The organism is Pseudomonas sp. BLCC-B112, from assembly GCF_028550695.1.
Lineage (GTDB): Bacteria > Pseudomonadota > Gammaproteobacteria > Pseudomonadales > Pseudomonadaceae > Aquipseudomonas > Aquipseudomonas danubii.
Window position 1 is genome coordinate 1 of sequence record NZ_JAQQGK010000020.1, and the last position, 25,968, is coordinate 25,968.

The window sequence follows — 25,968 nt, forward strand, 5'->3', positions numbered from 1 at the left end:
TTCGGATCTTCCTGAATGAGTTTTAGCGGATTTTACTCAAGACCTTGAAAGGGATGGCTCTTACAGCGAGTCACTTTTACCAATCGCCGTAAAAGTAACCAAAAGGGCTTGCCCCTCCATGGGCCCCTCGCTAAGGCTCGGGGTTCCCTCTCTCCGGCATTGCTCCGGGGGCCGCCGCCAACCGGCCATCCATGGCCGGGTGGCGGCTAGCTCGGCATCCTTGCCGAGCTGCCCCCTACGCAACGCCTGCGTTCGGCCGGCTGGGAAGGGGCTTGAAGATCAAGATCAAAAGCCAAAGCCAAAGCCACGGCAAACGGCGCGCCCGTCCGGCGGCGCATTTTTAAGCCTTCTTCAGCTCAACAATTCCCTCTCGTAGGAGCCGGCTTGCCGGCGAAGAGGGCGGTCTGGTCGTGCGCGGAATAAAGACAGGTCAGCGTTGTCCGGCCGGCTGTCTTCGCCGGCAAGCCGGCTCCTACAACGTTCGCGCGCTTCCCTCGTGAATGAAGCTTTTATGACAAAAGTTCGGTAGCACATGGCCACGCACGTCTTGGGTATGTAACGCGCTTGAGGGGGCCGCCAGGCCACTTTTTTAAGCCGAGGCGGGACGCCGGGAGTGAGGCTATGGGGACTATGGAACGCTACTCGAAAGTGGGCATGCAGGAGCTGGATCAACGGCTGTCGAAGATCGTCGAGGCGGCGCGCAAGAAGCCGGTGTCGGTCTATCGCTACGGCGCGCCGTGGGTCTGGATCGTGTCCCAGGATGATTGGCAGGGCGCCTTGAAGGAGGTGGCCAGCTATATCCCGCCGGGGCATTCGCTGGTGCTGCTGCGTCCGCAGATCGATGAGTTGCTGGATCAGCACCGCGATCTGCTCCAGGGCCTCAATGCCGAGCCCGGCATGCTGATCGCGCCGCGTACGGTGATGCACATTCTGTTGCTGCAGTTGCTGTATTCGGTGCCCAGCGAGCAGCAGCTGTATGAACAGCTCAGTTACAACCTGTTGTTCCGTTGGTTCGTCGGTCTGGATCTGAACCAGAAGGTCTGGAGCTTCAGTGTCCTGAGTCGCGACATCGCCACGCTGTTGAACAACCCGCGGGCGGTGCAGTTGATCCAGAAAATCATCGGTGAAGTGTTTTGCGGCGCTCTGCTGCAAATGCCCGAGTTCTCGCTGAATTTTGCGCTGTTGCACACCTGGCTGGCGCGCCACGAAAACACCTCGATCAGCAGCAATTGAAGCGGCCAAACGCTGTGCAGACGGCGACGGCAATGCGCGTACGCGCGCCAATTTTCAGACTTCTAGGGGGCGGTGTGGAGCATTTGGGCAAATCAGGGCGACCCGGCAGTGGCGGGCGCTGGTGGCCGTTGTGCGGCTGGTTGACGTTGCTGGCGCTGGCGCCAGCGGTGCAGGCCGAGGAGGGTGAGCCGGTTGCGGTCGAAGCCACGGCGGCGCGCTTGGTGGACGTCAATGAATACTTCGTGCGCGGCAATACGGTGCTCGATGCCCGGGCCATCGAGGAGGCGGTGTACCCGTTCCTCGGCCCGCAAAAAGCCCTGGCCGATATCGAAGGCGCCCGGGATGCGCTGCAGAAGGTCTATCAGGAGCGCGGCTACCAGTCGGTGTTCGTCGAGCTGCCGGAGCAGAAGGTCGAGGACGGCATCGTTTATCTGCAGGTCAGTGAAACCAAGGTCGGTCGGGTGCGGGTGGTGGGGGCCAAGCATTACTCGCCAGTGGAGATCCGCGATCAGGTGCCGGCGCTGCAAGAAGGCCAGGTGCCGGATTTTGCCACGGTGCAAAGCCAGCTGGCCGGGCTCAATCGTGGCGCTGGGCGCCAGGTCATGCCGCTGGTGCGTGAAGGCCAGCGCCCGGGGACCATGGATGTGGACCTGCAAGTGGAAGACCAGAACCCCTGGCACGCCAGCGTCGGCCTGAACAACGACTACAGCGCCGACACCGAGAAGCTGCGCACGGTGGTCAATGTCGGCTACGACAACCTCTGGCAGCTGGGCCACAGCATTTCCCTGACCTATTTCACCGCGCCCCAGGACACCGACAACGCCAAGGTCTGGTCCGGTTCCTACAGCGCGCCTTTGAGCGATCGCTGGGCCTTGCAGTTCTCCGGTTACCAGTCCGACAGCAACATCGCCACCATCGGTGGCAGCAACGTGCTGGGCAAGGGCCATTCCTACGGGGTGTCGGCGATCTACACCTTGCCCGCGGCCGGCAACTGGGCCAACTCGCTGTCGGTGGGCGTGGACTTCAAGGACTTCGAGGAAGAGATGCGCTTTGGCCGCAGCAGCGACCAGATTCCGTTGAAGTACGCCCCGGTGACCTTTGGCTACAACGGCTACCGCTACAGCGAAAAGTCCCAGCTGGGCCTGGGCCTGAACCTGATCGTCGGCACCCGGCGCTTCTTCGGCTACGGCAGCGACGCCGAGGAGTTTCACTACAAGCGCGATGAGGCCAGTGCCAGTTTCTCGGTGCTCAAGGGCGACCTGAATTTCACCTACACCTTCGCCAACGACTGGCAGTCGGCGTCCAAGACCGCCTTCCAGCTGGCCTCGGGGCCCCTGGTGTCCAACGAGCAGTATTCCGCCGGCGGCGCCACCTCGGTGCGCGGCTATCTGGCCGCCGAGCGCACCGGGGATGAGGGCTACCTGTTCTCCCAGGAGCTGCGCACGCCATCCCTGGCCAAGTTCCTCGGCAGCTACGTGCAGGAGTGGCGCTTCTACGCCTTTGCCGAAGGCGCGCACCTGTCCCTGCACGAGCCGCTGCCCGAGCAGGAAGACCAATACAGCCTGGCCAGCGTTGGCCTCGGCACCCGCGCCAGTTTGAGCAAGTGGCTGTCCGGCAGCCTCGACTGGGGCTACCCGCTCAAAGACGGCCCCAACACCCAGAAATACGACCCGCGCCTGCACTTCAGTGTGCAAGCGACGTTCTGACTTTACGGAGACCCTTCACATGCAACGCTTATTCCTGAGCCTGTTGATCTGCCTGGGCTTCGTGCTCCCGGCCACGGCCCATGCCTGGTGGCAGGACGACTGGCATTACCGCAAGCAGATCAGCGTGGACACCACCCCGCAAGGCGCCGCCATCAACGAGGCCCTGGGCCGCACCGCGTTGCTGGTGCGCCTGCACACCGGCAACTTCACCTTCGACGGGGTCAAGGAAGACGGCGCCGACCTGCGCTTTGTCGCCGCCGATGACAAGACCCTGCTCAACCACCAGATTGAAAGCTTCGACCCGCTGATGGGCATGGCGCTGATCTGGGTCGATGTGCCCAAGGTCGAAGGCGGCCAGCGCCAGGACATCTGGATGTACTACGGCAACCAGAAGGCCCCGAGCACCGCCAATGGCCAGCTGACCTTTGACCCCAGCTACACCGCGATCTACCACTTCGACGGCAGCAACGGCACTCCGGCCAAAGACACCACGGCCTACGGCAACACCGCGCAGAACGCCACCGGCGCGGCGATTGACGGGGTCATCGGCCGGGCCTTGCAGTTCAGCGGCCAGCCGCTGTTACTGCCGGCCAGCCCGTCGCTGCAGCACAACGCCGGCGGCGCCTTCACCTTCAGCGCCTGGGTACGCCTGGATCAGGCCAGCGGCGAACAATTGCTACTGGCCCGCCGCGAAGGCGCCGGCAGCTTGCTGATCGGCATCAACCAGGGCCTGCCCTTCGTCGAAGTGGACGGCCAGCGCGCCGCCTCCACCCAGCCGCTGAACCCGGGGCAGTGGCAGCACCTGGCCCTGAGCGGCGAGGGCAGCCGACTCGCGCTGTACGTCAACGGCCGCGAAACCGCGAGCCTGGCCCAGGCTATTCCCACCTTCAATTCGCCGTTGGCCATCGGTGCCGACCTGCCGCCGGCTGCCGGGGCCGAGGCCAGCCACTTCCTGCCATTCACCGGGGCCCTGGACGAGCTGCGGCTGTCCAAGGTGGCGCGTCCGGCGGCACTGATCCTGGCCGATGCCAGCGCCCAGGGCGCGGAGTCGAAGCTGGTGGCTTATGGCGTCGATGAAGAACAGTCGGGTTTTGGTTTCGGCAGCCTGGGCTTCCTGCTCAAGGCGGTGCCGGTGGATGCCTGGGTGATCATCCTGGTGCTGGTGGGGATGATGATCCAGTCCTGGGTGATCATGCTGCGCAAGAACCGCATGGTCGGCCGGGTCAGCGCCGCCAATGCGCTGTTTCGCGAGCAGTTCGCCAAGGTCGGTACGCGCCTGGAGATGTTCGCCGACGACCAGGTCCTGGCCAGCCGCCTGGAGCACTCCTCGCTGTGGCGCCTGTACCTGGTGGCGGTGAAAGAGATCCGCACCCGCCGCGAGCAGGGCGCCGATACCTCCTCGGTGTCGGCGGCGACCATCGAGGCTATCCGCTGCTCCATGGACGGGGTGCGTACCCGGGAAAACCAGCAGCTGAGTTCCAAGCTCTCGACCCTGTCCAACGCCATTGCCGGCGGCCCCTACATCGGCCTGTTGGGCACGGTGCTGGGGATCATGGTGGTGTTCCTCGGCACCGCCATGGCCGGTGACGTCAACATCAACGCCATCGCCCCGGGCATGGCCGCGGCCTTGCTGGCCACCGCCATGGGCCTGTTCGTCGCGATTCCGGCGCTGTTTGGCTACAACCGCCTGATCACCCGCAACAAGGAAGTCGGCGCCGACATGCGGGTGTTCGTCGACGAGTTCATCACCCGGTTGGCGGAGCTGCATGGCGAGAGCCAGCACAGCGAGAACGCCCACTGGCGGGTCAGTCACAGCAACGCGTCGGTTCCGGCCTGAGGAGAACTGCCATGGCTTCCGTGAACGCCTCCCATGACGACGAAGACGATGCCGCCGTCGACAGCATCAACATCACGCCCCTGGTGGACGTGCTGATGGTGGTGCTGGTGATGTTCATCCTCACCGCCACCGCCCAGGTCTCGGGCATCCAGATCCACCTGCCCAAGGCCAGCGCCTCGGTGTCGCTGTCCGAGGCCAAGACCAAGGCCATTTCGGTGAACGACGGCGGTCAGGTGTTCCTCGATGCCTACCCGGTGACCCTGGGCGAGCTGGAAGAGCGCCTGCGCATCGAGAAGGCGCAGAACCCGGACTTCCCGATCATCGTCCGTGGCGATGCCACGGTGCAGTACCAGAAGGTCATCGAAGTCCTCGACCTGCTGCGCCGCCTGGAGTTGTCCCAGGTCGGCCTGGTCACCGGCAAACCGAGCCAGGGCTGAGCCATGACTGCACAACAACCCATCGAACTGCCTCCGGTGCAGAACAAACCGCGAGCCGTGCAGCTGCTGAAGTGGGGCGCCGGATTGCTGCTGGGGGCCGTGGCCGCCTGGTTTTTGTGGCAGTGGGCCAATGACATGGCCGGGGTGCGCCGGGAGGCGCCCAAAGTGCCAACCATCATCCCGTTGCCGCCGCCTCCGGAAACGCCGCCACCGCCGCCGGAAAAACCCAAGGAGCCGGAGCCGGTGGAAGAAAAGATCCCGGAACCCGAACCCACGCCCACCCCCGAGGAGGTCAAGCCGGAGGAAGAAGCACCGCCATCGCCGGCGGACGACCTGGCCAACCCGATGCAGATCGACGGCGACGCCCAGTCCGGCAACGACGGCTTCAACGTCGGCGCCGGCAAGGGCGGCGGCATGGCCGGCGCCGGTGGTGGCGGGCTGGGCACCGGCACCTACAAGCAGTACCTGGCGGCGACCTTCCAGCGTGCGCTGCGCGAGGACCCGGAGCTGCGCAAGAAGGCTTATGCGCTGCAGGTGGACCTGTGGCTCGGCGCCGACGGGCAAGTGACCCGCGCCGAACTGGCCGGCTCCAGCGGCAATCCCGAGACCGACCAGCAGGTGCTGGCGGCACTGCGGGCCACGCCGCGCCTGAAAGAGCGCATGCCGGCCTCCCTGACCTTGCCGGTGCGCCTGTCCCTCAAGGGCCGGCGTCCGGAATGAGCGAACCCCTATTTGCAGTTTCTACAGGAGTTGTGTGCAGATGATTTCCACCGTGAATCGATTGACCCTGGCGCTCGGCATGGTCGCCCTGACCCTGGCCGGACAGGCCGCGGCTGCCGCCGCGCCTTCGGAGAACGCCACGATCAACCTGATCCGTCTGTTGGTGCAGCAGGGGGTATTGAAGCAGGAGCAGGCCGACGGGCTGATTGCCCAGGCCGAGAAAGAGGCCCAGCAGGCCCGCGCCGCCACCGCTGTGGCCGCTACCGGCCCCGCTGCGGCGCCCGGTGATGTGCGGGTGCAATACGTACCGGCCATCGTCCGCGAGCAGATCCGCGATCAGGTCAAGGCCGAGGTCATGGCCACCGCCAAGCAGGAAAACTGGGCCCAGCCCAACACCTTTCCGGACTGGGTCTCGCGCATCAGCTTTGACGGTGACATCCGCCTGCGCCAGGAGTCGCGGTTCTTTGCCGACAACAACAGCAACGAGCTTGTCGACTACGCCAAGCTCAACGACAACGGCCCCTACGACGTCAACAAGGACACCAACAGCAAGCTGCCGCCGCTGCTCAACAGCCGTGAGGACCGCGACAACCTGTTCCGCCTGCGGGCGCGCCTGGGGATGAAGGCGGTGATCTCGCCGGAATGGACCGCCGGCATCCGCATCGGCACCGGCTCGGACAACAACCCGGTGTCCACCACCCAGACCCTGGGCGGCGGCTTCGGCAAGAAGGATATCTGGCTCGACCAGGGCTACCTGACCTGGAAGGCCAGCCAGGACCTGACCCTGACCGGCGGGCGGATCGCCAACCCGTTCTATTCCACCGACATGCTGTATTCCAACGACCTGAACTTCGACGGTGTGGCGGCGATCTTCAACCACAAGCTGGGCAGCGACTGGGGCCTGTTCGGCACCCTGGGCGCCTTCCCGGTGGAGTACACCAACGACACCGCCACCAGCAACGGCTTCGACAAGAACGAGAGCGACACCAAGTGGCTGTTCGGCGGGCAGATCGGCGCCAACTGGAAGATCAACCGCAGCAACAGCCTCAAAGGCGCCTTGGCCTACTACCGCTTCGACGACATCGAAGGCCAGCGCTCCAGTCCCTGCGCGCCCTGGGCCGGGGCTCCGGGCTGCGACACCGACGGCTCGCGCGTGGCCTTCATGCAGAAGGGCAACAGCGTGTTCCTGCTGCGCGACATCACCCCCAACCCGGCCACCCCGGGCCTGACCCCGCAGCCGCAGTTCGTCGGCCTGGCCTCCAAGTTCGACGTGCTCGACCTGAACCTGGCCTGGGACACCGAATTGCCGGACGACCTGCGCCTGCGCAGCCAGACCAACTTCATCCGCAACCTGGCCTACGACAAGGGCGAGATGCTCAAGCGTAGCGAGGGCGAGATCGTCAACAACATCAACCGCAACGGCCAGTTCGAAAGCGGCGGCAACGCGCTGCTGGTGCAGTTCACCCTGGGCAACGCCCTGGAGATGAAGAAGTCCGGCGATTGGAACCTGTTGGCTGGCTACAAGTACATCCAGCCCGATGCCTTGCCCGACGGTTTCAACGATTCCTCGTTCCACCTGGGGGGCACCAACGCCAAGGGCTATTTCGTCGGCGGCAATTACGGCATCGACAAGAACATCTACGCCACGGCCCGCTACATGAGCGCCTCGGAAGTCTACGGGCCGCGTTATGAAGTCGACGTCATGCAGCTTGAACTCAACACGCGCTTCTAAGCATCAGGAGGAAGGTTATGAACAGCCGAGCGAGGGCAGGGGCGGTCAGCCTGTTAGTGGCCTGGGGCGTGCTGGCCAGCGCCAGCGCTAGCGCCGAAGGCATGGAAGAACGCCTGCGCACCCAGTTGCGCAGCACCACCCAGCAGTTGCAGGCCCTGCAAAGCGAGCAGGCCCAGGCCGCGGCGGCGCGGATCGCCGCCGAGAACGCGGCCAAGCAAGCCCAGGCCGAGGTCAAGCAACTGAGCGCCGAGCTGGCCAAGACCCGCGGCGTGGCCGAGCAACTGGCCGGCCAGCAGCAGAACCTGCAAAGCCAGGCCCAAGCCCAGGCGGCGGCCAGCAGCGAGCAGTTGGGCAAGTTCAAGAAAGCCTATGAGGATCTGCTGGTGCTGGCCCGGGGCAAGGAGGCCGAGCGGGCGAAATTGCAGGCGCAATTGAGCGAACGTGACACACAAGTGCAGCAATGTGCGGTCAAGAATCAACAGATGTACGGCGTCGCCAAACAGATCCTGGCGGCCTACGAAAAAATCGATGTGGCTGAGCTGGTGAAAATCCGTCAGCCCTTCGCCGGCAGCGCCCGGGTCAAGTTCGAGGAACTGGCCCAGGGCTTTGGCGACGAGCTTTACCAGACCCAGTTCGACGCCCCGCAGGCGGCGAGCGCCCACTGATCACCAGGGAAGAGATGACCATGACTTTGATTACCAGCGTCACCACCGACAGCCTCACCGACCTGCTGCAAGGCGCCGGCTACCGGGTCAACCAGACCGAACAGAACGGCATCGTGCAGTTGCTCAGCGCCAGCCAGGGCATCGGCTACGCCGTGCGTTTCGGCAACCCGGGCAGCGAGGCCGGGCACTATGTGGACTTCACCTACAGCTGCGCCTTGCGGGTGCAGGGTGAGCTGCCGGCGGGGCTGGCGCAATTGTGGAACGCTTCGCGGCGCTTTGCCCGGTTGTCGCTGCAGGGCGAATTCCTGGTGATGGAGATGGACGTGGTGGTGGCCGGGGTCGGCGAAACTCACCTGCGCAGCCAGCTGGAGTTGTGGGATCGGCTGTTGCAGGAGTTCATCGTTTACCTGCGCGAATACAGCCAGCAGGCGGCCCAGTTGCAGGCCCAGGCCGAGCAGCCCCAGGCGCCGCAAAGCCAACCCCAGGAAGAGGTGGCCAGCCTGTGAAAAAGCCGACCCTGGTGGTCGGTGCCGGGGCACTGACCTTGCTCGGCCTGGCGCTGGGGCTGGCCCTGCGCCCGGGCAACGACCCGGTGGCGGCGCAGCAGCCGGCACCGGCTGTGCTGCAACAGTCACTGGCGACAACACCGACCGTGGCGCGCCTGGGCAACCAGCAGGTGGCAGCCGAGGAACTCAAGGCGCTGTTCGCCAGCCTGCCCGAGGAGTCCCGGGGGCAATTGCGCGGCAACCGCCCGGCCCTGGAAGCCTGGATACGTTCGCGCTTGGCGGAAAAGGCCGTGCTGGAACAGGCCGATGCCCAGGGCTGGCGCCAGCGCCCGGAGGTGGAGCAGCAGACCCGCGCCGCCACCGAGCAGATCGTGTTTCGCGACTATCTGCAGTCGGTCAGCCAGGTCCCGGCGGACTACCCCAGCGCCGCCGAACTGCAGCAGGTCTATGACAGCGGCAAGTCGGCGTGGCTGACCCCGCCGCTGTACCGGGTCAGCCAGATCTTCCTCGCCGTCGCCGACCCGCAGGCTGTCGAGCAGGTACGCCGCCAAGCGCAGGAACTGAGCCGCAAGGCCCAGGCCGCGCCGGGTGAGTTTGCCGCCTTGGCGGAGCAGTATTCTCAGGACTCGGGCAGCGCCCAGCGCGGTGGCGACGCGGGATTGCAACCTTTGCAGCAACTGGTGCCGGAAGTGCGCAGCGCCGTGGCCCGGCTCAAGGTCGGTGGCGTCTCCGAGGTGGTGCAGAGCTCGGCGGGTTTCCATGTGCTCAAGCTCACCGAACAGCAACCGGCGCGCACTGCCAGCCTGGACGAGTTGCGTGATCGCCTGACCCAGGCCCTGCGCGCCCAGCGCCAGGAGCAGATCGCCAAGGCCTACCTGGAAGGCATGCTCAACACCGCGACCCTGAGCATCGATGGCGCGGTGCTCAATCAGGTACTGGAGGACAAGCTGTAGGCGCCGGCTTGCCAGCGAAGGCGATCTCACGGTCCCCGCCGCCCGCCAAGGAAGCAACACTCAACAAGACAGGGAGTCACCAATGTCATTTCTCGAACCCGCTCCACACCAGGGTGTCGCACCCTACGTTGCGCCCCAGGAACCCCGGGAAGCCTGGCTGGCCCTGGCCGCCGGGGTCGATCCTGAGGTCGCCCAGTATTTCCTGGTCAGTGCCCGCTGCGGTTGCTTCATGCAGGCAGCCCGCAGCCTGAACATCAAGGCCACGCTGTTGCGCAAGCAACTGGCCTTGCTGGAAGAGCACCTGCGCCGTTCACTGTTCTGTTATCAGGGGAGTGCCTTGAGCCTGAGCCGCGAGGGCCTGCAACTGCAGGCACAACTGATTGCCCTGGCCCACCAGCGGCGGCTGCCGGTGATCGAGCAGCCGTTGATTCGGGTTGCCGTGGCGCAAACCATCCTCCACGACATTCTCGGTCGCGACCTGATCGCCTTGCTGCGGCGCAATGCCAGCGCCCGCCTGGAGATCATCTCCATTGACAGCGACCTGTCCCTGCAAGCCCTGAGCGCCGATCTGGTGCTGTGGCTGGCGGCCGAAGACTCACCGCTGCCGGGGCCCAGTTTCGCCACCCGCGAGCCGCTGCCCCTGGCGCGCATCGACTACCTGCCACACATCGCCAAGCGCTACTCGCGGGTGGCGGCCCGTCCCGACAGCCTCGACGACCTGGCCGACTACATGCTGGTGCAGTGGCAGCACGACTGTCAGGTAGAGCCGTTCCGGCCCTGGAACAGCCTGGTGGAACAACGCCTGGCAGGGGTGGTGCACGTCCATGTCTATGAACTGATGCTGGAGATGATCCGCTGCAGCGCCTGCATCGGCTTGCTGCCTCAGTACATCAGCCATTTCGACCGCGGCCTGACTGCCTTGCCGGGGTTGTTCAGCGAGCCCATGCAGCGCCGGGCCTGGCTGGCGGTGAATGCCCAGGTGCAGCATGAGGAACAGGTGCAGCAACTGGTGGAGCTGATCCTCAACACCTTCAGCGAGCGTGAGGATTGGTTTGTTTGAGGCGCGCCGCCCCGTGGGAGTGGCCCGGTCCGAACGCCTGGCGCTGTCCGGACCGGGCACTCAGGCTCATGCCTTGGTTTCGGGGGGCATGAGATCCTCCCAGTCGTCTGGCATGTCGGCGGTGCTGGTGTTCTTGTCGGGGAAGTGGGCGATGTTCCACTGGGTGTCGGTGCTGAACTCGTCGCCGAGCAGGTCTTTGGCGATAGCGTTGGCTTTGATGGCCTCCTGCCGGTTTGCCGGCACGTCACCCTCAAGGTCCTCGCCCTCTGGGTTGATCCATACGCCTGGCACCGGGTTGACGCCAGGGTCACCGGCGTAGGCGTCTTGCAGGCGCTTGCGCTCTGCCACGATCTCGGCTGCTTCAGCCCGGGGAATGCCACGGGCCACAAGCAGTGCTTGTTCCATGGCGTCGATTTGCCGTTGTTTGAGCTCAAATGCGTCGTTGTCATCTTTGTAGGACATCGGGTGGTTCCTTGTGCATTGCTTGTTCAGTGGATGGGGTCCACCGAGGCGGTTTGTGACTGACCTCGGAGGCCCGACACGTTAATTGATGGCCGCGCCCCGATTTGTGCAATTCAACGAGGGGATGACGGGAAAATGTTGTAGCGCCACGACGAACCTCTCAGGATGGGCGCAGAACAACGGAGGGTGGGCGCGGTTTGATTAACAGGATTCCCAAGTTTCACGAAGTCATCGAGCTGTTTTACGAGCGTGCAGTGTTCAAAAGGTCGAAGGAGCCCTTGCCACGGCAGGGCCAAAGCCTGGAGCAGCGCCAGAAGCGCGAGGCGGCAATGCTTGACGTAGTGACACGGCGAATCACGGGCGGGACCGATGATCCGCTGCTGACCCCGGTGTTGGGCAATGTGCGGGAGATTCACAAGCACCTGGGGGTTGTGGCCCTGTTTCCCGACAAGGACGTAGGTGCTGCGCACTTGTATTTCTGGCTGATCGTGTGGCCACAGCTTGAGCAGATGTTTGAGGACGCGCTGGAGAACGAGCAGGCATCGATCCCATTGCGCTATCTGGCACGTTGCCATGAGTGCTATGGGGACCGGCTGTTCGGCGACCCGGTGGCGACCCGGGAGGCCATTCTGGCGAGCCTGGAAGCGTCTCTGCTACAGGTCGCGCAGGGCTTGAAGATTCCCCAGCAAAGGGCGCTGGTGGCTGTCTTGCAGTTCCTGCGATGCTTGGGGCGCCTGATTCGTCATGATTCGTTTCCCGCTAGAACTTCGGTCGACGCGCCCTTGAAGGCGTTGGAGTTGGCATTGGGTCGACCGCTGAAGAAAGCCCAGGCCGTCATCCAGCAACTGGAGCAGTTGCTCGAAGGTGCCAAGGTGCTGCATGCCGCTGGTCGCTGGTCGTTGCCGGAGCCCCGGCCGGTGCTGCCGGATGAGTTGCACGAAGTACACCGCAACCTTTATCGGCAGGCCAGGCGTGATGCCAGGGTTGGCGGACGCTTGCCGAGCTTGCAGTTCGGCACCCTGGTGAGCCTTTTCAAAGCCCGGATCAAGCATGTGGAACCCGGTGACTTTCTGTCGCAACACGCCAGGCAAGTAGGGCGCTCAAAGGCGACTCGCAGCCTGATCGAGCACAATGCCGGGCAGTTCCATGCCTATGTCTTGCTGGAGCAGATCAAGAGTGACCTTGATGTCGGGCGCCGGCTGCAACGGGTCGAAAACAGTGTTCAGGTGTTGGTTAGGAGATACGGGGCAGACCGGGAGCACTGGCTGGCACTGTTCCAGGACATGCCGTTGTCGCTGTTCCTGCTCAACGCAATCTTTTCTTCTTCCTTGACCCTGATTCAGCGGCTTCTGGGTGAGGAGGCGTTCGCAAAGGCCGCGTTGGCCCTCAGGCCCCTGGTCGAGGCTGCACAAACCGAAGGGCCGCAGCGTGAGCAACTGCTTGCAGTGGCGGCTCAACAGCAGATCAAGGCGCTCAAGATGCTGTTGGATACCTATCACGCCCAGCATCACCTGGGGTGGCTGGCGATGGAGCTCCTTGCCTTCGTCTATGCCTTCAAATACAAGTACGACCCAGGGTTCCAGCCCCATGCCACGGACAAGCTGGAGGCGATTCTCGATGACTGTGTCGATCAACGGGACATCCGTCACCGGATTGCCTATGAAACCCAATTCGGCCGTTGTACGCGCACCCTGAGCCCGATGGGCACGGATGTGGCGCTCATCATGATCCACCAATACAACCGCTACATCCTCGCTCACTGTGAACACCCGCTTGAGTACCTGTGCAATCCGTTGCAGCGCCTGAGCGAGCTTCTGCAAGCTGCCTTGAGCGCCGCCAGTGCCGAGGGGGAGATCGAGGCGGCGATCCTCAAGCGCTGCATCAATGCAGCGTTCGGAACGGGCAAGGATAAGTCGGTCATGCGCATTGGCGGCCTGCGTCCTTACGAGTGCCTGCGTGATGTGCGCTTCTATCTGTCGGCATTGCACCTGGCCCCGCTAGAAACCTTGAACCCGGGGGTGTTTCGCTACCTGGCATTGCCAGATGCCTTGCAACGCTTGGTTTTGCAATGGCTTTCACCTGCACGCTACGCCGAGGATCTGCGTCGCCAGCACAGTCAGTCGCCCGAGCTGCAGGGCAATGGTTTCTGAGGCCTGTGCCGCTCTGCGCTTGAGTGCCTCGCCAGCGTCGCACTCATGCCCTTACACTCGATGGCCATTTCCACTTCAAGGAAGACCGGCCATGCCTAACGCCAATCCCACTATCGTTATCGAGCGTTGCACCGAAGCCCATATCGACGGCCTGACCGCGTTGTACAGCGAACCCAGCGTGGCCGCTCAGACTCTGCAACTGCCTTATCAGTCCCGCGAGTTGTGGCGCAAGCGCGTGGGGCTGGGGCAGGACAATGAAGGGCTGGTGGCCCTGGTGGCCCTGCACCAGGGCGCGGTGATCGGCAGTTGCAGCCTGCAGCAGGTGGCGCGGGTGCGCCGCGCCCATTGCGCGGACGTGGCCATGGGGGTGTCCCCGGCCTGGCAGCGCCAGGGCGTCGGCAGCCGTCTGCTGGCGGCGGTGCTGGAGGTGGCGGATAACTGGATGAACCTGCGCCGGGTCGAACTCACGGTGTATGCCGACAACCAGGCGGCCATCGGCCTGTACCAGAAGTTCGGCTTTGAAACCGAAGGCCAGCTGCGGGACTACGCCATCCGTGGCGGGCAATACGTCGACGTGCTGAGCATGGCCCGTCTGCGTCGTTGAGGCCGAGTTTGTGTAGCCGCTGCCGCAGGCTGCGATCGGCTCAGCAGGAGACGCAGGGATCTTGAGTCCGCCCGAGGTTCGGCAGGTGATCGCCAAGCAAGGCCCTGCGGGCCTTTTCGCAGCCTCGCCAGGGCTCGGCAGCGGCTACAGGTCAGTGCCGAGCCATTTTGTAGCCGCTGCCGCAGGCTGCGAACGGCTCCGCAGGAGACGCGGGGATCTTGAGGCCGCCCGAAGTTCGGCAGGCGATCGCCAAGCAAGGCCCTGCGGGCCTTGAGGTTCACTCCAGCAAAGCAAAATCCACCGCCGCCCGGGCATGTAATTCGGTGGTGTCGAGCAGGGGCAGGGGGCTGTGCTCTGGCTTGAGCAGCAGGCCGATTTCCGTGCAGCCGAGGATGATGGCCTGGGCGCCGCGGGCCCTGAGTGATTCGATCACCTGCTGGTACACCCGGCGCGACGCGTCGCTGATGACCCCCACGCACAATTCCTCATAGATGATCCGGTGCACCGCCTGGCGCTCCTGCGCATCGGGCACCAGTACATTCAGTCCTTGTTGGCTCAGGCGGCTCTTGAGGAACTCCTGCTCCATGGTGAAGGCGGTGCCCAGCAGCCCGACGTTCAGGGTGCCGGCCGCGAGAGCGGCCTGGGCCGTGGGGTCGGCGATATGCAGGAAGGGCACGGCAGTGGCCGCCTGAATCTGCTCGGCCACCTTGTGCATGGTGTTGGTACAGAGCACCAGGCACTCGGCGCCGCCGTCCTGCAATCGCTGGGCGGCGTCTATCAGAATCCGCGCCGCTTCATCCCAGCGCCCGGCGTGCTGGGCCTGTTCGACAGGCCCGAAGTCGACGCTGTACATTAGCAACCGCGCCGAGCGCAGCGGCCCCAATTGATCGCGAACCTGCTGATTGATCAGGCGGTAGTATTCGGCGCTGGACTCCCAGCTCATGCCGCCGATCAGGCCGATGGTGCGCATGGGCAACTCCTCTGTGGTGTGGGTGAGTGAGCTTCAGTTTCGTCTCGCCTGAGCTGGCGATCTATCAGGAAATTTCACATGCCCGAGGTCCTCGAACACCGTCTGCTGGGCGGTCGGCTGCTTCTGCAACTGTTGCCCGCAGCCGCCTACAGCGCGCGCGATCCGGCGCAGTGGCAGACCCTGGGCGTGACCCTGGAACGCCAGCGCGGGGTGCATGCCATCGACTCCGATCGGCGCGAGGATTTCGACACCTGGCCCGGCACCCTGGCCTTGACGCCCAAGGGCGTTGAGGTGTTCTCCGAATCTGCCCGTGGCGGTGAATACCTGCTGGCGCGCTGGCAGGAGCAGACGCCGCTGATCCCCGGCGAGCGCCGCCTGCAGCGTCCGGGGCATGCCGAGGCCCTGGCCCTGGGGCGTGAGGCCCGGCGCCTGCTGTTGGCGCCTGTCATCGATGAGTTGGCCCTGGAGCACTGTGCCCTGGCCTTTGTCGGTCTGTCCCATTCCCGCCACATTCCCACGGCGCCGTTACCACGGCTGGGGCAGGTGCTGGAGCAGATGGCCGACCAGTACGCCCAGCCCTTGTCCCTGGCGCAATTGGCACTCACTTACGGTCACAACGAACTGCGCCTGCTGCGGGACTTTCGCCGCGCCGTCGGCCTGACGCCCCATGCCTGGGTCACCGAGGTGCGGCTGCAAGCGGCCCGGCGCCTGCTGGAGCATACGGACCTGCCCCTGGCGGCCATTGCCCACGACAGCGGCTTTGCCCACCAATCGCACCTGGGCAGCGCCTTGCGCAAAAGCCTCGGCCTGACCCCGCGCCAGTACCGGCTGCGTTTTCAATCGTGCCTCCCTGTACCTGTCCGGTATCCCAGCCGCGGGCAGTAAACGGCCCGCAGCGACATGCCGGGGCAAGGCCGGTGCCAGCGGCTAGAGGAATGGGCTGGCCCTGGGGTAAACACCCCAACGCCCGGGACCGGCATCTGCCATGATCAATACCGGCGACCTGCTGTTCCCAAAGGTCGATGCCAGGGACACACCGCAATGGACGATATCCAGCAACTGGGCGAGATGCTCCGCCACTACGCCGCCAGCGAAGCCCACAAGAAGCAGCTGTTCGACAGCCAGTCGGTGGTTTGGGCCCGGCGTATTCATGAGCTGTTCGGGCAGATTGAACAGTGGCTGGCACCGGTGCTGCTGCCGGATCTGCTGGAGCTGCACCGCGAGCCTTATGTGGCCTTCAGCCCGGCATTGCCGTTGGAAAGCTCCAGCTTCTACAGCGAGAAGCTGACCATCGTCATCGCTGGCAAACCAGTGGAGTTCGTCCCGGATGTGATGGGGCCCAATGGGCAGATTTCCCTGGCGGTGATCGGCCTGACGGCGGCGCGCCTGGGCAGTGTTTCCCTGGTGGGCGAGGCCAGCGGCGCCTGGCAATGGCGCAAGACCAACGGCCTCAAGGACCCCGACACCTTCGTTTTCGACGGCAACTTCCTGGCGGCCCAATTGCAGAGCCTGATCCCCCGCGAGCGCGCCTGATGCAGGCGCTGGCTCGCCGGCGAAAGCGGCCTCCGGCCATGTACAAGTCTTGCGGGCCTCTTTGCCGGCAAGCCGGCTCCTACGGAGTGCGTTACATGTCCAGGTTGATCCACCCCGGCTTGGGCTCTTCCGGCGCCACGGCGTTGATCTTCTTGCCAGTGGCCAATTCCACGCGATGCGCCACGTCGGGGTCGTCGGCAAAGGGAATCAGGCTGGCGTCATCCAGGCTCTTGGCGCTCTGGTGGCGCAGGCAGTACTCGATGCTGAGGTAGAGAAACGCCACCCCCAGCAGATTGAACAGAATATCCATCGCTCATCCGGCTCCCTAAAAAAGCCGCCGGTCACTGGGACCGGCGGGCAATGCCTGGCTCAGGCGATCTGCGCGTCGCTCAGGGCCAGTTCTTCATCGGCCACGCGTACGGTGCGCCAGGTGTTGTAGGCCATCAGCAGCATGCCGCTGAGGAAGAACACACCACCGGCAAAACGCACCACGAACCCCGGATGGCTGGCCACCAGGGCCTCGACGAAGGAGTAGGTGAGGGTGCCGTCTTCGTTGACCGCACGCCACATCAGGCCCTGGGTGATGCCGTTGACCCACATTGAAGCGATGTAGAGCACGGTGCCGATGGTGGCCAGCCAGAAGTGCAGGTTGATCAGCGGCACGCTGTACATCTGCTCGCGGCCGAAGACCTTGGGCACCATGTGGTAGATCGCACCGAAGGTGATCATTGCCACCCAGCCCAGGGCCCCGGCGTGCACATGGCCGATGGTCCAGTCGGTGTAGTGGGACAGGGCGTTGACGGTCTTGATCGCCATCATCGGGCCTTCGAAGGTCGACATGCCGTAGAACGCCAGGGACAGCACCAGAAAGCGCAGGATCGGGTCGGTGCGCAACTTATGCCAGGCGCCCGAGAGGGTCATCATGCCGTTGATCATGCCGCCCCAGCTCGGGGCCAGGAGGATCAGCGACATGGCCATGCCCAGGGACTGGGCCCAGTCCGGCAGGGCGGTGTAGTGCAAGTGGTGCGGGCCAGCCCAGATGTACAGGGTGATCAGCGCCCAGAAGTGCACGATGGACAGGCGATAGGAATACACCGGGCGTCCGACTTGCTTGGGCACGAAGTAGTACATCATCCCGAGAAAGCCGGTGGTCAGGAAGAAGCCCACGGCGTTGTGCCCGTACCACCACTGGACCATGGCGTCGGTGGCTCCGGAATACACCGGGTAGGACTTGAACCAGTCCACCGGGATCGACAGGTGGTTAACCACATGAAGCATGGCGATCACCAGGATGAAGGCGCCGAAGAACCAGTTGCCGACATAGATGTGCTGGCTCTTGCGCCGCACCACGGTGGTGAAGAAGACGATGGCATAGGCCACCCAGACCACTGCCATCCACACCGCGCCGGCGAATTCGATCTCGGCGTATTCCTTGGTGGTGGTGTAGCCCAGGGGCAGGGTGATCAGCATGATCACGATCACCGACTGCCAGCCCCAGAAAGTGAAGGCGGCCAGGGTGTCGGAGTACAGCCGTACCTGGCAGGTACGCTGTACGGCGTAGTAGCTGGCGGCGAACTGGGCGCTGCCGGCAAAGCCGAAGATCACCAGGCTGGTGTGCAGCGGCCGCAGGCGGCCGAAGGTGCTCCAGGGCAGATCGAGGTTCATCTCCGGCCACACCAGTTGCGAGGCGATCCACACCCCCATGGCCATGCCGATCACGCCCCATACCACGGTTGCGACGACGAATTGGCGAACCACCTTGTAGTTGTAAGCCTGTCCGATTGTTGCTGAGTTCATGGTCAATGCTTCCACGTTTGCAAAGTCTTGCCAGGCCACCCGGTCTGGCACGGGGTGCACTGTAGGAATCAGCGGGGAAACAAAACAGGCTCAGAAAAACTGCATTAATACGGATCAGATTTATCTCATGTCCACGGCGCTATGGTGGCGGCTGATATGGTTTTTTAGTTTTTACCTGAATCTGTAACGTTCTGCGCCGTACGCGCATAGTCGCCCCCTCACAATACGCGCCGTTTCGAGCACGACCAGCACCGATGAGGATGAGGTAGGCACATGTATCAGTACGACGACTATGACCGGGCCCTGGTCTTTGAGCGGGTGGCGCAGTTTCGTGATCAGGTCGAGCGCTTCATGGGCGGCCAACTGAGTGAGGAGGAGTTCCTGCCCCTGCGCCTGCAGAACGGCCTGTATATGCAGAAGCACGCCTACATGCTGCGGGTGGCGATTCCCTACGGCACCCTGAGTGCCCGGCAGATGCGCACCCTGGCCAGCATCGCCCGGGATTTCGACCGCGGCTACGGTCACTTCACCACCCGGCAGAACCTGCAGTTCAACTGGATCGAGCTGGCCCAGGTGCCGGACATCCTGCAGCGCCTGGCCGAGGTGGAGATGCACGCCATCCAGACCTCCGGCAACTGCGTACGCAACATCACCACCGAGGCCTTTGCCGGGGTCGCCGCCGATGAGTACCTGGACCCGCGCCCCCTGGCGGAGATCCTGCGCCAGTGGTCCACCATCAACCCGGAATTCCTGTTCCTGCCGCGCAAGTTCAAGATCGCCATCTGCTCGGCCAGGCAGGACCGCGCGGCCATCATGATGCATGACATCGGCCTGTATCTTTATCGTGCCCGCAGCGGCGAAATGCTTTTGCGCGTGATCGTCGGCGGAGGCCTGGGGCGCACGCCGATCCTTGGCCTGCAGATTCGTGACGGGCTGCCCTGGCAGCACCTGCTGTCCTACGTCGAGGCGGTGCTGCGGGTCTACAACCGCTATGGCCGGCGTGACAACAAGTACAAGGCGCGGATCAAGATCCTGGTCAAGGCCCTGGGCATCGAGGCCTTCGCCAAGGAAGTGGAGGAGGAGTGGCAGCACCTCAAGGACGGTCCGGCGCAGCTCACCGACGAAGAGTACCAGCGGGTCGCCAGCGCCTTCGTGCCGCCAATCTACGAGCGCCTGGCGGACACCGATCTGGAGTACGGCAGCCACCTGGCCGAGTCGCCGGCCTTCGCCCGCTGGGTGGCGCGCAATGTGCACCCGCACAAGGTGCCGGGTTACACCTGCGTGGTGCTGTCCACCAAACCGGGGCCAAGCTCGCCGCCGGGGGACGTCACCGGTCAGCAGATGGAGGCGGTGGCCGACTGGTCCGAGCGTTTCGGCTTCGGCGAGATCCGCATTGCCCATGAACAGAACATCGTCTTGCCGGATGTGCCCAAGTCGCAGCTGTTCGAGCTTTGGCAGTGTGCCTCTGAGCATGGCCTGGGCACCGCCAACGCGGGCTTGCTGACCGATATCATCGCCTGCCCGGGCGGCGACTTCTGCGCCCTGGCCAACGCCCGGTCGCTGCCGATTACCCTGGCCATCCAGCAGCGCTTCGAGGACCTGGACTACCTCCATGACCTGGGGGACATCAGCCTGAACATCTCCGGCTGCATGAACGCCTGCGGCCACCACCACATCGGCAATATCGGCATCCTCGGGGTCGACAAGAACGGCAGCGAGTGGTTCCAGGTCACCCTGGGTGGCGCCAAGGGCCGTGACAGCGCCCTGGGCAAGGTGATCGGGCCGTCCTTCAGCGCCGAGGAAATCCCCGAAGTGATCGAGCGCATCATCGCCACCTTCGTGCGCTACCGCGAAAGCGACGAACCCTTCGTCGAGACCCTGCAGCGCATCGGCCTGGAGCCGTTCAAGGAGCGGGTCTATCCCAAGGCCCTGGAGGCGCTGGCATGAACAATCTGCTGCGGCTGTGCGAGGGCGAAGCCCAATTGGTCGAGGACGATGCCTGGAGCCTGGTGCGCGGGGTTGACGATACGCTGCCCGACGGGCCGCTGATCCTGCCCCTGGCTCTGTGGCTGATGCGTCGCATCGAGCATCACCCGGCCCGGGACGGCGTATGGATCGGCCCGGATGACGAAGTGGAAAGCCTCAAGCCCTGGCTCAAGCTGATCCCGCTGATTGCCGTGGACTTCCCGAGCTTTCGTGATGGCCGGGGCTACAGCCAGGCCTACCTGCTGCGTACCCGCCTGGGCTGGATGGGCGAGTTGCGGGCCATTGGCGACGTGCTGCGCGATCAACTGAGCCATATGCGCCAGTGCGGCTTCGACAGCTTTGCCGTGCGCGAAGACAAATGCGCCCTGGACGCTCTCAAGGGACTGGTGGGCATGAGCGTGCTCTATGGCCGTTCAGTGATCGAACCCCGGCCGCTGTTCCGCCGCCGGTAACCGCCGGCACCTTTTCCGTAGGAGCCGGCTTGCCGGCGAAGGGGCCCCGAAGATGGCTTTTGTCGGGGCCCCTGGGGCCTTTCCATCTTAAAAAACACCCTGCCCAGCGACAAACTTTTGGCTATACCTGTAACTCCCCTGGCCAGTTTCTGGCTGTTTCACCTACAGGAGTTACCCATGAAACTTGCATTGATGATCGGCACGGCGTGCCTTGCCTCTTTGGCCATGGTCGGCTGCTCCAGCAACGTGACCCAGCCCGACGAATACTCCGGGTTTCTCCAGGATTACAGCCGACTCAAGGAGGCCAAGTCGTCCTCCGGGGTGGAGGTGATGCGCTGGATCGATCCCAAGCTGGATACCGACCGGTACCGGGCGATCTACATCGAACCCACCCAGTTCTATCCGCAGCCACAAGCCACGGCGAAGATTCCCCAGAGCACCCTCGACGGCATCAATCAGTACTACGACCAGGCCCTCAGGCGTGAGGCGGCGCGCAGCCTGCCCCTGGCTCAAGGCCCCGGGCTGGGGGTGCTAGTGGTGCGGGCGGCAATCACGGCGGTCAGCAGTAAAACCGAAGGCCTTAAGCCTTATGAAATCATTCCTGTGGCCCTGGTGGCCGCGGCGGTCAGCACCGCCAGCGGAATTCGCGACCAGCAAACCACGCTGGGCACCGAGGCAGTGTTTCTCGATGGCAGCAGCGGCAAGGTCATTGCCCAGGTGGTGCGCAAGGGCACTGGCAAGCCCCTGGAAAACGACACGCAAGTGATGAAGGCCGATGACGTGAAGAACGTCATCGACGGTTGGGCGGCGGACTTCCACCAGTCTTTCGCCAAGTTCAAGGGGCGTTAGGGCCTGGCTGTCCGGCGGCGGCCAACAGCGCCGCTGCCGCTTCAATAGTCCATCTGGGCCTGCTTGTTGTAGTAGCTGAGCAGCGAGTCGTAGGCCCGCATGATGGCGTGATAGTCCTCGCTCAGATGCTGTGGCTCAGCCTGTTTCTGCCAGTCCTGCTGCAGGGCGAGCAAGGCTTGCTGATAGCGCTGCGCCGGCCGCGTGATCTGGCTCCACAGGTAATAGGCCGGTTGCGTGCGGCTGCTCTGTGGTCGGTTGCGCAAGGGCTGCCCGGCATCCCAGGTCCGTTGCAGGTCCTGGCTGGCCTGTGCCAGTTGCGCCGGGGTCAGGGTTTTCTCGCGCATGCCCTGGCTGATCTGCTCCTCCGTGAGTCGCGCCTGGATCATGTAGTCCAGCAGGTGCCAGTGGATGTCCTGCCCCAGGCGTTGCTCAAGCAGCCGCTGTTGCTCGCGTCGGGCGCCGATGTCTGCGCTCGCCAGGGCAGCGCGCAGGTCGGCGGAGGCTTGCAGGTAGTGGTCGAACTTGGGCTTGAGCAGGGCAACAGTGGCCGCGTCTTCCTCGGCCGGCATGTAAGCACCGGGTACGGCGCTGGAATGAGCGCGACGGGCCAGGTTGGCCTGGTGCAGTGCGTCGATGTAGCGCTCGGCCAGGCCGATCAGCGGGGCGTCGGGTTGCAGGTGGCGCAGCCGATAGAGCATGCGCGGTTCGCAGTCACGGGCGGGCAGGGTATCCATGTCGGTCTTCGCGCCGTCTGCGAAGTCCTTGGCATTGTTCAGCAGGTCGGTGAACGCCGCGCGCCAGGCCGCTTGAGTGCCGTAGGTGTAGTAGCCCAGGCGCCAAGGCACATCGTATTGGTTGACGCAGTCGATCAGCGGCGCCCTGGCCGCGGCCTGGGCGCTGGCGGGGCTGTCCAGGCTGGCCAGCCACAGTTCGAAGCGGGCGATCGGGGCTCCGGCAGCCAGGAGCGCAAACAAGCCGAAAATCAGCGTGCAACCGAAAAGCAACAAGGGGCGTTGGCTCATGGCCGCTCCTCCTTGGGGTACCACTGCTCCTGGGTGGCCGGTGCTGCGCACTCGGGGGTATCGGCCGGCATGCGCGCGCACAGCCGTTCGGTCCAGGGCTGCAGGCCTTGATAACGCCCGGCGGTGTAGCGCTCGTCGAACCACTTGAGGGTGGCGATGACGGCCACCAGCAGCACCAGTCCTGTGCCCAGCAGCAGGCGACGCGGCCAGGGGTTGATGCGTTGCCAGGCGTTCAGCGGGTCGATCTGGCGCTGACGGGCCAGGGCCACCAGCAGCAGTACCCCGAGATAAGTGATAGTGGCTACTGGGTGGACCACCACGCCCAGCAGTGCGCCCAGCAGCGCCGCGGGCAGCAGGTCGCGGATCAGCTGCACGTCGTGATAGGGCGTCTGGTGCCGAGGCAGGTGTTGGCTGAGGCGCTCGTCCCACTGGAACAGGCGTTGGCTCAGGGGGCGCCAAAGTCGCTGCAGCCCTTCGCCTGCGGCGCAGAAGCACAGAGCCCAGACCAGCGTGACGCCGACAATCTCCCAGGGGCTGGCGTCTTGCCCGCTGTACTGGCTCACGGCGCCGGTCAGGCAGGCCAGGACCACGCCCAGGAGCATCGGCCAGCTGTTGATCGCGTGTTCCCAGTCCCGCCAGAAGTAGGGGTTGCTGGCGGGCATGCCGGCGGCGACTTGCGGGTAGTCTGCCGCCAGGCTTGCGGCCAGCTTGTGGCAGGCCTGCCAGTCCAGGTTGCCCAGGTGTCGGGCCCAGGCGCGGCGCTGACTGAAGCTCAGGGGCGCGAGTAACAAGCGTGCCGCACGGTGTTCCGGGGTGCTCGGCGGTTCGCTCGCCAGTTGTTGCTGGTGGGCCAGGTACAGCGGTGCCTGATGGCGTTTCAACAGCCGCGGCCAGAGCTGTTCCGGGCAGTTGTCTGCACTATTGGTGTGCCAGCCTTGGCCGGCACAGACCGCCTGGAACACCGCCACCGACCAATAAGGACTGTTGGCCAGTGTCTGTGCCAGCCATTGGTTGAACCATTGTCGGTGTTGCAGGTGCAGCAGCCAGGCGTGGGCTGAACGCTGGGCGTAGGCCTTCAGGAACGCCGCTTCATCCTTGGCCTCCAGGGCTGCGGCCAGTGGCTCTTGTACTCGCTGATAGAGCTGCTGCTGCAACTCCTGCACCAGATACTCCGGCAGATCCAGGCGTTGCCAGGCACTCATCCAGCGCAGACGCTCGAACCCCCAGCGCAACACCGCGTCGGCTTGCGCCGGGTGTTCGACGCAATAGCGCAGCAGGGCCAGTTCGAACTCATAGGCACACGCCTGCTCCTGGGCCTGCTGATAGCGCTGGTCGAGCTGATCGACAGGCAGCTCCTTGAGCAACATGGCCACCCGCTGCACCGGTGACAGCGCCAAGGTTGCCGGCGCGTTGTCTGCCCAGGTCTCGAGCGTCTCCAGGGGCTCGTTCTGTTGCTCCCAATCCTTATGGGCCAGTGCCTCTTCATAGGCGTCGCGCAAGCGTTGGAAACCTTGCGGGTCTTCATCCGGACGGGTCTGCTTGAGCAGCCTGGCGTAGTGGCGCTTGATGGTCCGGGTATCTGCGGTGGCGGGCAGGCCGAGTAGGGTCCAGCAACTCATTGGGCGGTAAAACTCCGTGCAACCGGCAGCAACATCCAGTAATGGATGGAGGAAATTGCGCACCCTACCGGTTTCCCGGATAAAAGTCCCCGACTCGAATCCGTCTATTGAAAAGCAGGAAGGCCAGGACGGCTCAGCGTTGGCCGTAGGGGGCGGCAGGGATCGGGTCTGCGCTGATTTGCCATGCGCGGAAGCTGTGCTCCGAGTTGTATGGGGCTGCTCGGAGGGAATGGACAACCTCAAGTGATTTATGACTATTGCCTTATTATCTATAAGGTTAAGTTAATGTTGTTTGTAGAATAATAAAGCCAATAAAAACAACTAGTTATAGGATTATCCTAATCCTGTATGTGATATGTATTCTGGTTGAGGAAGGAGCTTTCAGGTATGCCCGTAGTTGAACGCACGACTTTTCTGGCAGGTTGCAGCCCGGCTCAGGTCCTGGATTTCTGTCTTGAGGGGGGCCAACTTTCCGAAGATCTTTCCCGAGCCCGTCACGCCCTTGGGGGGCATCGATCTGAACGATCTGCGGATCAGCGCCGGGCGCCAGTTCAGCTTCAGGCACTGGATGTGGGGTGTCATTCCGGCGACATGGACGGTGGTTATACGTGAGGTGGGCGAGCGGCATTTTGTCGATGAAATGCTCAAGGGGCCGTTGCGAGCCTTTCGCCATGAGCATCGGGTGGAGGCCGCCGAAGGGGGGACCCTGTACACCGACCGGGTGACCTATCGGGCCATCGGCGGTGCACCTTTGGAACGGTTGGTGGTCAATGCCTACATGGCGCGGATTTTCGATGCCCGGCACCGCAACATGGTGCGCTTGCTGAGCGTCGAGCCGTCTTCGTGATTCTCTGTGTGGATAGCCAAGGAGCATGCCGTGAGCAAGAAAATTCTAGTGGTCCTGACCAGCGTGGCCAAGTACCCGACCTTGAACCGTGCCACCGGCCTGTGGCTGGGGGAGGCGGTGCACTTTGTGAAAAAGGTCGAGGCGGCAGGGTTCGAGGTGGATTACGTCAGCCCCAAGGGCGGCTATGTGCCCATCGATCCCCACAGCCTGGCCATGGCGGACGACACCGACTGGCAGTGGTACCAGGACAGCGCTTTCATGAGCCGCCTGGGCGCGACCCTGAAGCCGGAGCAGGTCCGCTCCAAGGATTACCTGGCTATCTATTACGCCGGCGGGCATGGCGTGGTTTGGGATTTCCCCGACAACCCCGAGTTGCAGGCCCTGAGCCGTGACATCTACGAGCAGGGTGGTTATGTCAGTTCGGTCTGCCATGGTGCGGTGGGCTTGCTGAACATCAAGCTGGGGGACGGTTCGTTGCTGATTGCCGGCAAGCAGGTCACCGGGTTCTCCAATGAGGAGGAAAAGCTGGCCGAGCTGGACCAATACGTGCCGTACCTGACGGAAACCGAACTGGTCAAGCGCGGTGCCCTGTACCAGAAGGCCGCCGCGCCCTGGGCACCATTTGCCGTACAGGATCAGCGGGTGATCACCGGGCAGAACCCGGCCTCCGGCGGCCCGGTCGCGGACCTGCTGCTGGCGCACCTGTAGGAGCCGGCTTGCCGGCGAAAGGGCCCTTGAGCCTTGCGGTGCTCTTGCGGACGTCTTCGCTGGCAAGCCAGCTCTTACGATTACCGATTACCGATTACCGATCCACGATCGGCGATCATT

General features: G+C 64.0%; 24 protein-coding genes and 1 pseudogene. 19 read left to right on the forward strand and 6 right to left on the reverse strand.

Features of this window, described 5'->3' with window-relative positions; all coding sequences use genetic code 11:
• Positions 1 to 630: 630 nt before the first annotated feature.
• The 10 genes from PQT43_RS30590 to PQT43_RS30635 all read left to right on the forward strand — a co-directional run bounded on the left by PQT43_RS30590 (position 631) and on the right by PQT43_RS30635 (position 10,849).
• Positions 631 to 1,233, forward strand: a complete 603-nt coding sequence (locus tag PQT43_RS30590) for a transposase (protein ID WP_019093945.1) — start codon at positions 631 to 633, stop codon at positions 1,231 to 1,233.
• Between the two features lie 32 nt (positions 1,234 to 1,265).
• Positions 1,266 to 2,939, forward strand: coding sequence for a ShlB/FhaC/HecB family hemolysin secretion/activation protein (locus tag PQT43_RS30595; protein ID WP_272755525.1), 1,674 nt, complete (start codon positions 1,266 to 1,268; stop codon positions 2,937 to 2,939).
• A gap of 19 nt (positions 2,940 to 2,958) precedes the next feature.
• Positions 2,959 to 4,776 (forward strand): DUF2341 domain-containing protein, encoded by a 1,818-nt coding sequence (locus PQT43_RS30600; RefSeq protein WP_110596863.1) that lies wholly within the window; start codon positions 2,959 to 2,961, stop codon positions 4,774 to 4,776.
• Between the two features lie 11 nt (positions 4,777 to 4,787).
• Entirely contained in the window at positions 4,788 to 5,213 is a 426-nt protein-coding gene (locus PQT43_RS30605) for an ExbD/TolR family protein (protein WP_011061113.1), read from the forward strand.
• A 3-nt stretch (positions 5,214 to 5,216) separates the two neighbouring features.
• Positions 5,217 to 5,933: an energy transducer TonB family protein gene (locus PQT43_RS30610; RefSeq protein WP_102879159.1), complete on the forward strand. Its 717-nt coding sequence runs from the start codon at positions 5,217 to 5,219 to the stop codon at positions 5,931 to 5,933.
• Between the two features lie 40 nt (positions 5,934 to 5,973).
• The gene (locus PQT43_RS30615) at positions 5,974 to 7,665 is read left to right on the forward strand and encodes a putative porin (RefSeq protein WP_272755528.1); all 1,692 of its coding nucleotides are present in this window, start codon (positions 5,974 to 5,976) and stop codon (positions 7,663 to 7,665) included.
• A gap of 17 nt (positions 7,666 to 7,682) precedes the next feature.
• Entirely contained in the window at positions 7,683 to 8,330 is a 648-nt protein-coding gene (locus PQT43_RS30620) for a DNA repair protein (RefSeq protein ID WP_102879161.1), read from the forward strand.
• A gap of 20 nt (positions 8,331 to 8,350) precedes the next feature.
• A complete protein-coding gene (locus tag PQT43_RS30625) occupies positions 8,351 to 8,836 on the forward strand; it encodes a YbjN domain-containing protein (protein ID WP_213666477.1) in 486 nt (161 codons plus the stop codon).
• On the forward strand, positions 8,833 to 9,789 hold the full coding sequence (locus PQT43_RS30630) for a peptidylprolyl isomerase (RefSeq protein WP_272755529.1): 957 nt from the start codon (positions 8,833 to 8,835) through the stop codon (positions 9,787 to 9,789). Before PQT43_RS30625 ends, PQT43_RS30630 begins: the two co-directional genes overlap by 4 nt.
• 82 nt (positions 9,790 to 9,871) lie before the next feature.
• Positions 9,872 to 10,849: a LysR family transcriptional regulator gene (locus PQT43_RS30635; protein ID WP_102879164.1), complete on the forward strand. Its 978-nt coding sequence runs from the start codon at positions 9,872 to 9,874 to the stop codon at positions 10,847 to 10,849.
• 66 nt (positions 10,850 to 10,915) lie between these two features.
• On the opposite strand, the gene PQT43_RS30640 is transcribed toward PQT43_RS30635, so the two are convergent.
• Entirely contained in the window at positions 10,916 to 11,311 is a 396-nt protein-coding gene (locus tag PQT43_RS30640) for a hypothetical protein (RefSeq protein ID WP_123390602.1), read from the reverse strand.
• Positions 11,312 to 11,565: 254 nt separating this feature from the next.
• On the opposite strand from PQT43_RS30640, the gene PQT43_RS30645 reads away from it, so the two are divergent.
• Positions 11,566 to 13,461, forward strand: a complete 1,896-nt coding sequence (locus PQT43_RS30645) for a hypothetical protein (RefSeq protein WP_146232978.1) — start codon at positions 11,566 to 11,568, stop codon at positions 13,459 to 13,461.
• A gap of 91 nt (positions 13,462 to 13,552) precedes the next feature.
• Complete coding sequence (locus PQT43_RS30650; RefSeq protein WP_213666480.1) at positions 13,553 to 14,065, forward strand: GNAT family N-acetyltransferase; 513 nt, start codon at positions 13,553 to 13,555, stop codon at positions 14,063 to 14,065.
• Between the two features lie 277 nt (positions 14,066 to 14,342).
• Here the strand turns inward: PQT43_RS30650 and PQT43_RS30655 are convergent, their stop codons facing one another.
• Positions 14,343 to 15,035 carry an aspartate/glutamate racemase family protein gene (locus tag PQT43_RS30655; protein ID WP_102879168.1) on the reverse strand — a complete coding sequence of 231 codons (693 nt, stop codon included), beginning with the start codon at positions 15,033 to 15,035 and terminating at the stop codon, positions 14,343 to 14,345.
• Positions 15,036 to 15,113: 78 nt separating this feature from the next.
• Here PQT43_RS30655 and PQT43_RS30660 point away from each other — a divergent pair, with 78 nt between their 5' ends.
• Together PQT43_RS30660 and PQT43_RS30665 are read left to right on the forward strand one after the other, a co-directional pair.
• Positions 15,114 to 15,920, forward strand: coding sequence for a helix-turn-helix domain-containing protein (locus tag PQT43_RS30660; RefSeq protein WP_272755530.1), 807 nt, complete (start codon positions 15,114 to 15,116; stop codon positions 15,918 to 15,920).
• A gap of 156 nt (positions 15,921 to 16,076) precedes the next feature.
• On the forward strand, positions 16,077 to 16,568 hold the full coding sequence (locus tag PQT43_RS30665; protein ID WP_102879170.1) for a hypothetical protein: 492 nt from the start codon (positions 16,077 to 16,079) through the stop codon (positions 16,566 to 16,568).
• Positions 16,569 to 16,659: 91 nt separating this feature from the next.
• Here the strand turns inward: PQT43_RS30665 and PQT43_RS30670 are convergent, their stop codons facing one another.
• Both PQT43_RS30670 and ccoN read right to left on the reverse strand, forming a co-directional pair.
• Positions 16,660 to 16,878, reverse strand: a complete 219-nt coding sequence (locus tag PQT43_RS30670) for a cbb3-type cytochrome c oxidase subunit 3 (RefSeq protein WP_110596855.1) — start codon at positions 16,876 to 16,878, stop codon at positions 16,660 to 16,662.
• A gap of 59 nt (positions 16,879 to 16,937) precedes the next feature.
• Positions 16,938 to 18,365 (reverse strand): cytochrome-c oxidase, cbb3-type subunit I, encoded by a 1,428-nt coding sequence (gene ccoN, locus PQT43_RS30675; protein ID WP_102863417.1) that lies wholly within the window; start codon positions 18,363 to 18,365, stop codon positions 16,938 to 16,940.
• A gap of 273 nt (positions 18,366 to 18,638) precedes the next feature.
• Between ccoN and PQT43_RS30680 the strand changes: the two genes are divergently transcribed.
• The 3 genes from PQT43_RS30680 to PQT43_RS30690 all read left to right on the forward strand — a co-directional run bounded on the left by PQT43_RS30680 (position 18,639) and on the right by PQT43_RS30690 (position 21,652).
• Positions 18,639 to 20,312, forward strand: coding sequence for a nitrite/sulfite reductase (locus tag PQT43_RS30680; RefSeq protein WP_272755532.1), 1,674 nt, complete (start codon positions 18,639 to 18,641; stop codon positions 20,310 to 20,312).
• Positions 20,309 to 20,803, forward strand: coding sequence for a DUF934 domain-containing protein (locus PQT43_RS30685; RefSeq protein ID WP_102879172.1), 495 nt, complete (start codon positions 20,309 to 20,311; stop codon positions 20,801 to 20,803). Before PQT43_RS30680 ends, PQT43_RS30685 begins: the two co-directional genes overlap by 4 nt.
• A 177-nt stretch (positions 20,804 to 20,980) precedes the next feature.
• Positions 20,981 to 21,652 carry a DUF3313 domain-containing protein gene (locus PQT43_RS30690; RefSeq protein WP_272755534.1) on the forward strand — a complete coding sequence of 224 codons (672 nt, stop codon included), beginning with the start codon at positions 20,981 to 20,983 and terminating at the stop codon, positions 21,650 to 21,652.
• A 41-nt stretch (positions 21,653 to 21,693) separates the two neighbouring features.
• Here PQT43_RS30690 and PQT43_RS30695 read toward each other — a convergent pair whose 3' ends face one another.
• Complete coding sequence (locus tag PQT43_RS30695; RefSeq protein ID WP_272755536.1) at positions 21,694 to 22,674, reverse strand: DUF3829 domain-containing protein; 981 nt, start codon at positions 22,672 to 22,674, stop codon at positions 21,694 to 21,696.
• Complete coding sequence (locus PQT43_RS30700) at positions 22,671 to 24,293, reverse strand: J domain-containing protein (RefSeq protein WP_272755537.1); 1,623 nt, start codon at positions 24,291 to 24,293, stop codon at positions 22,671 to 22,673. The genes PQT43_RS30695 and PQT43_RS30700 overlap by 4 nt, the downstream gene beginning before the upstream one ends.
• Positions 24,294 to 24,680: 387 nt before the next feature.
• Between PQT43_RS30700 and PQT43_RS30705 the strand changes: the two are divergent.
• Both PQT43_RS30705 and PQT43_RS30710 read left to right on the forward strand, forming a co-directional pair.
• Positions 24,681 to 25,140, forward strand: a pseudogene (locus PQT43_RS30705) (SRPBCC family protein).
• Positions 25,141 to 25,170: 30 nt separating this feature from the next.
• Complete coding sequence (locus PQT43_RS30710) at positions 25,171 to 25,848, forward strand: type 1 glutamine amidotransferase domain-containing protein (protein WP_267268279.1); 678 nt, start codon at positions 25,171 to 25,173, stop codon at positions 25,846 to 25,848.
• Positions 25,849 to 25,968 lie beyond the last annotated feature (120 nt).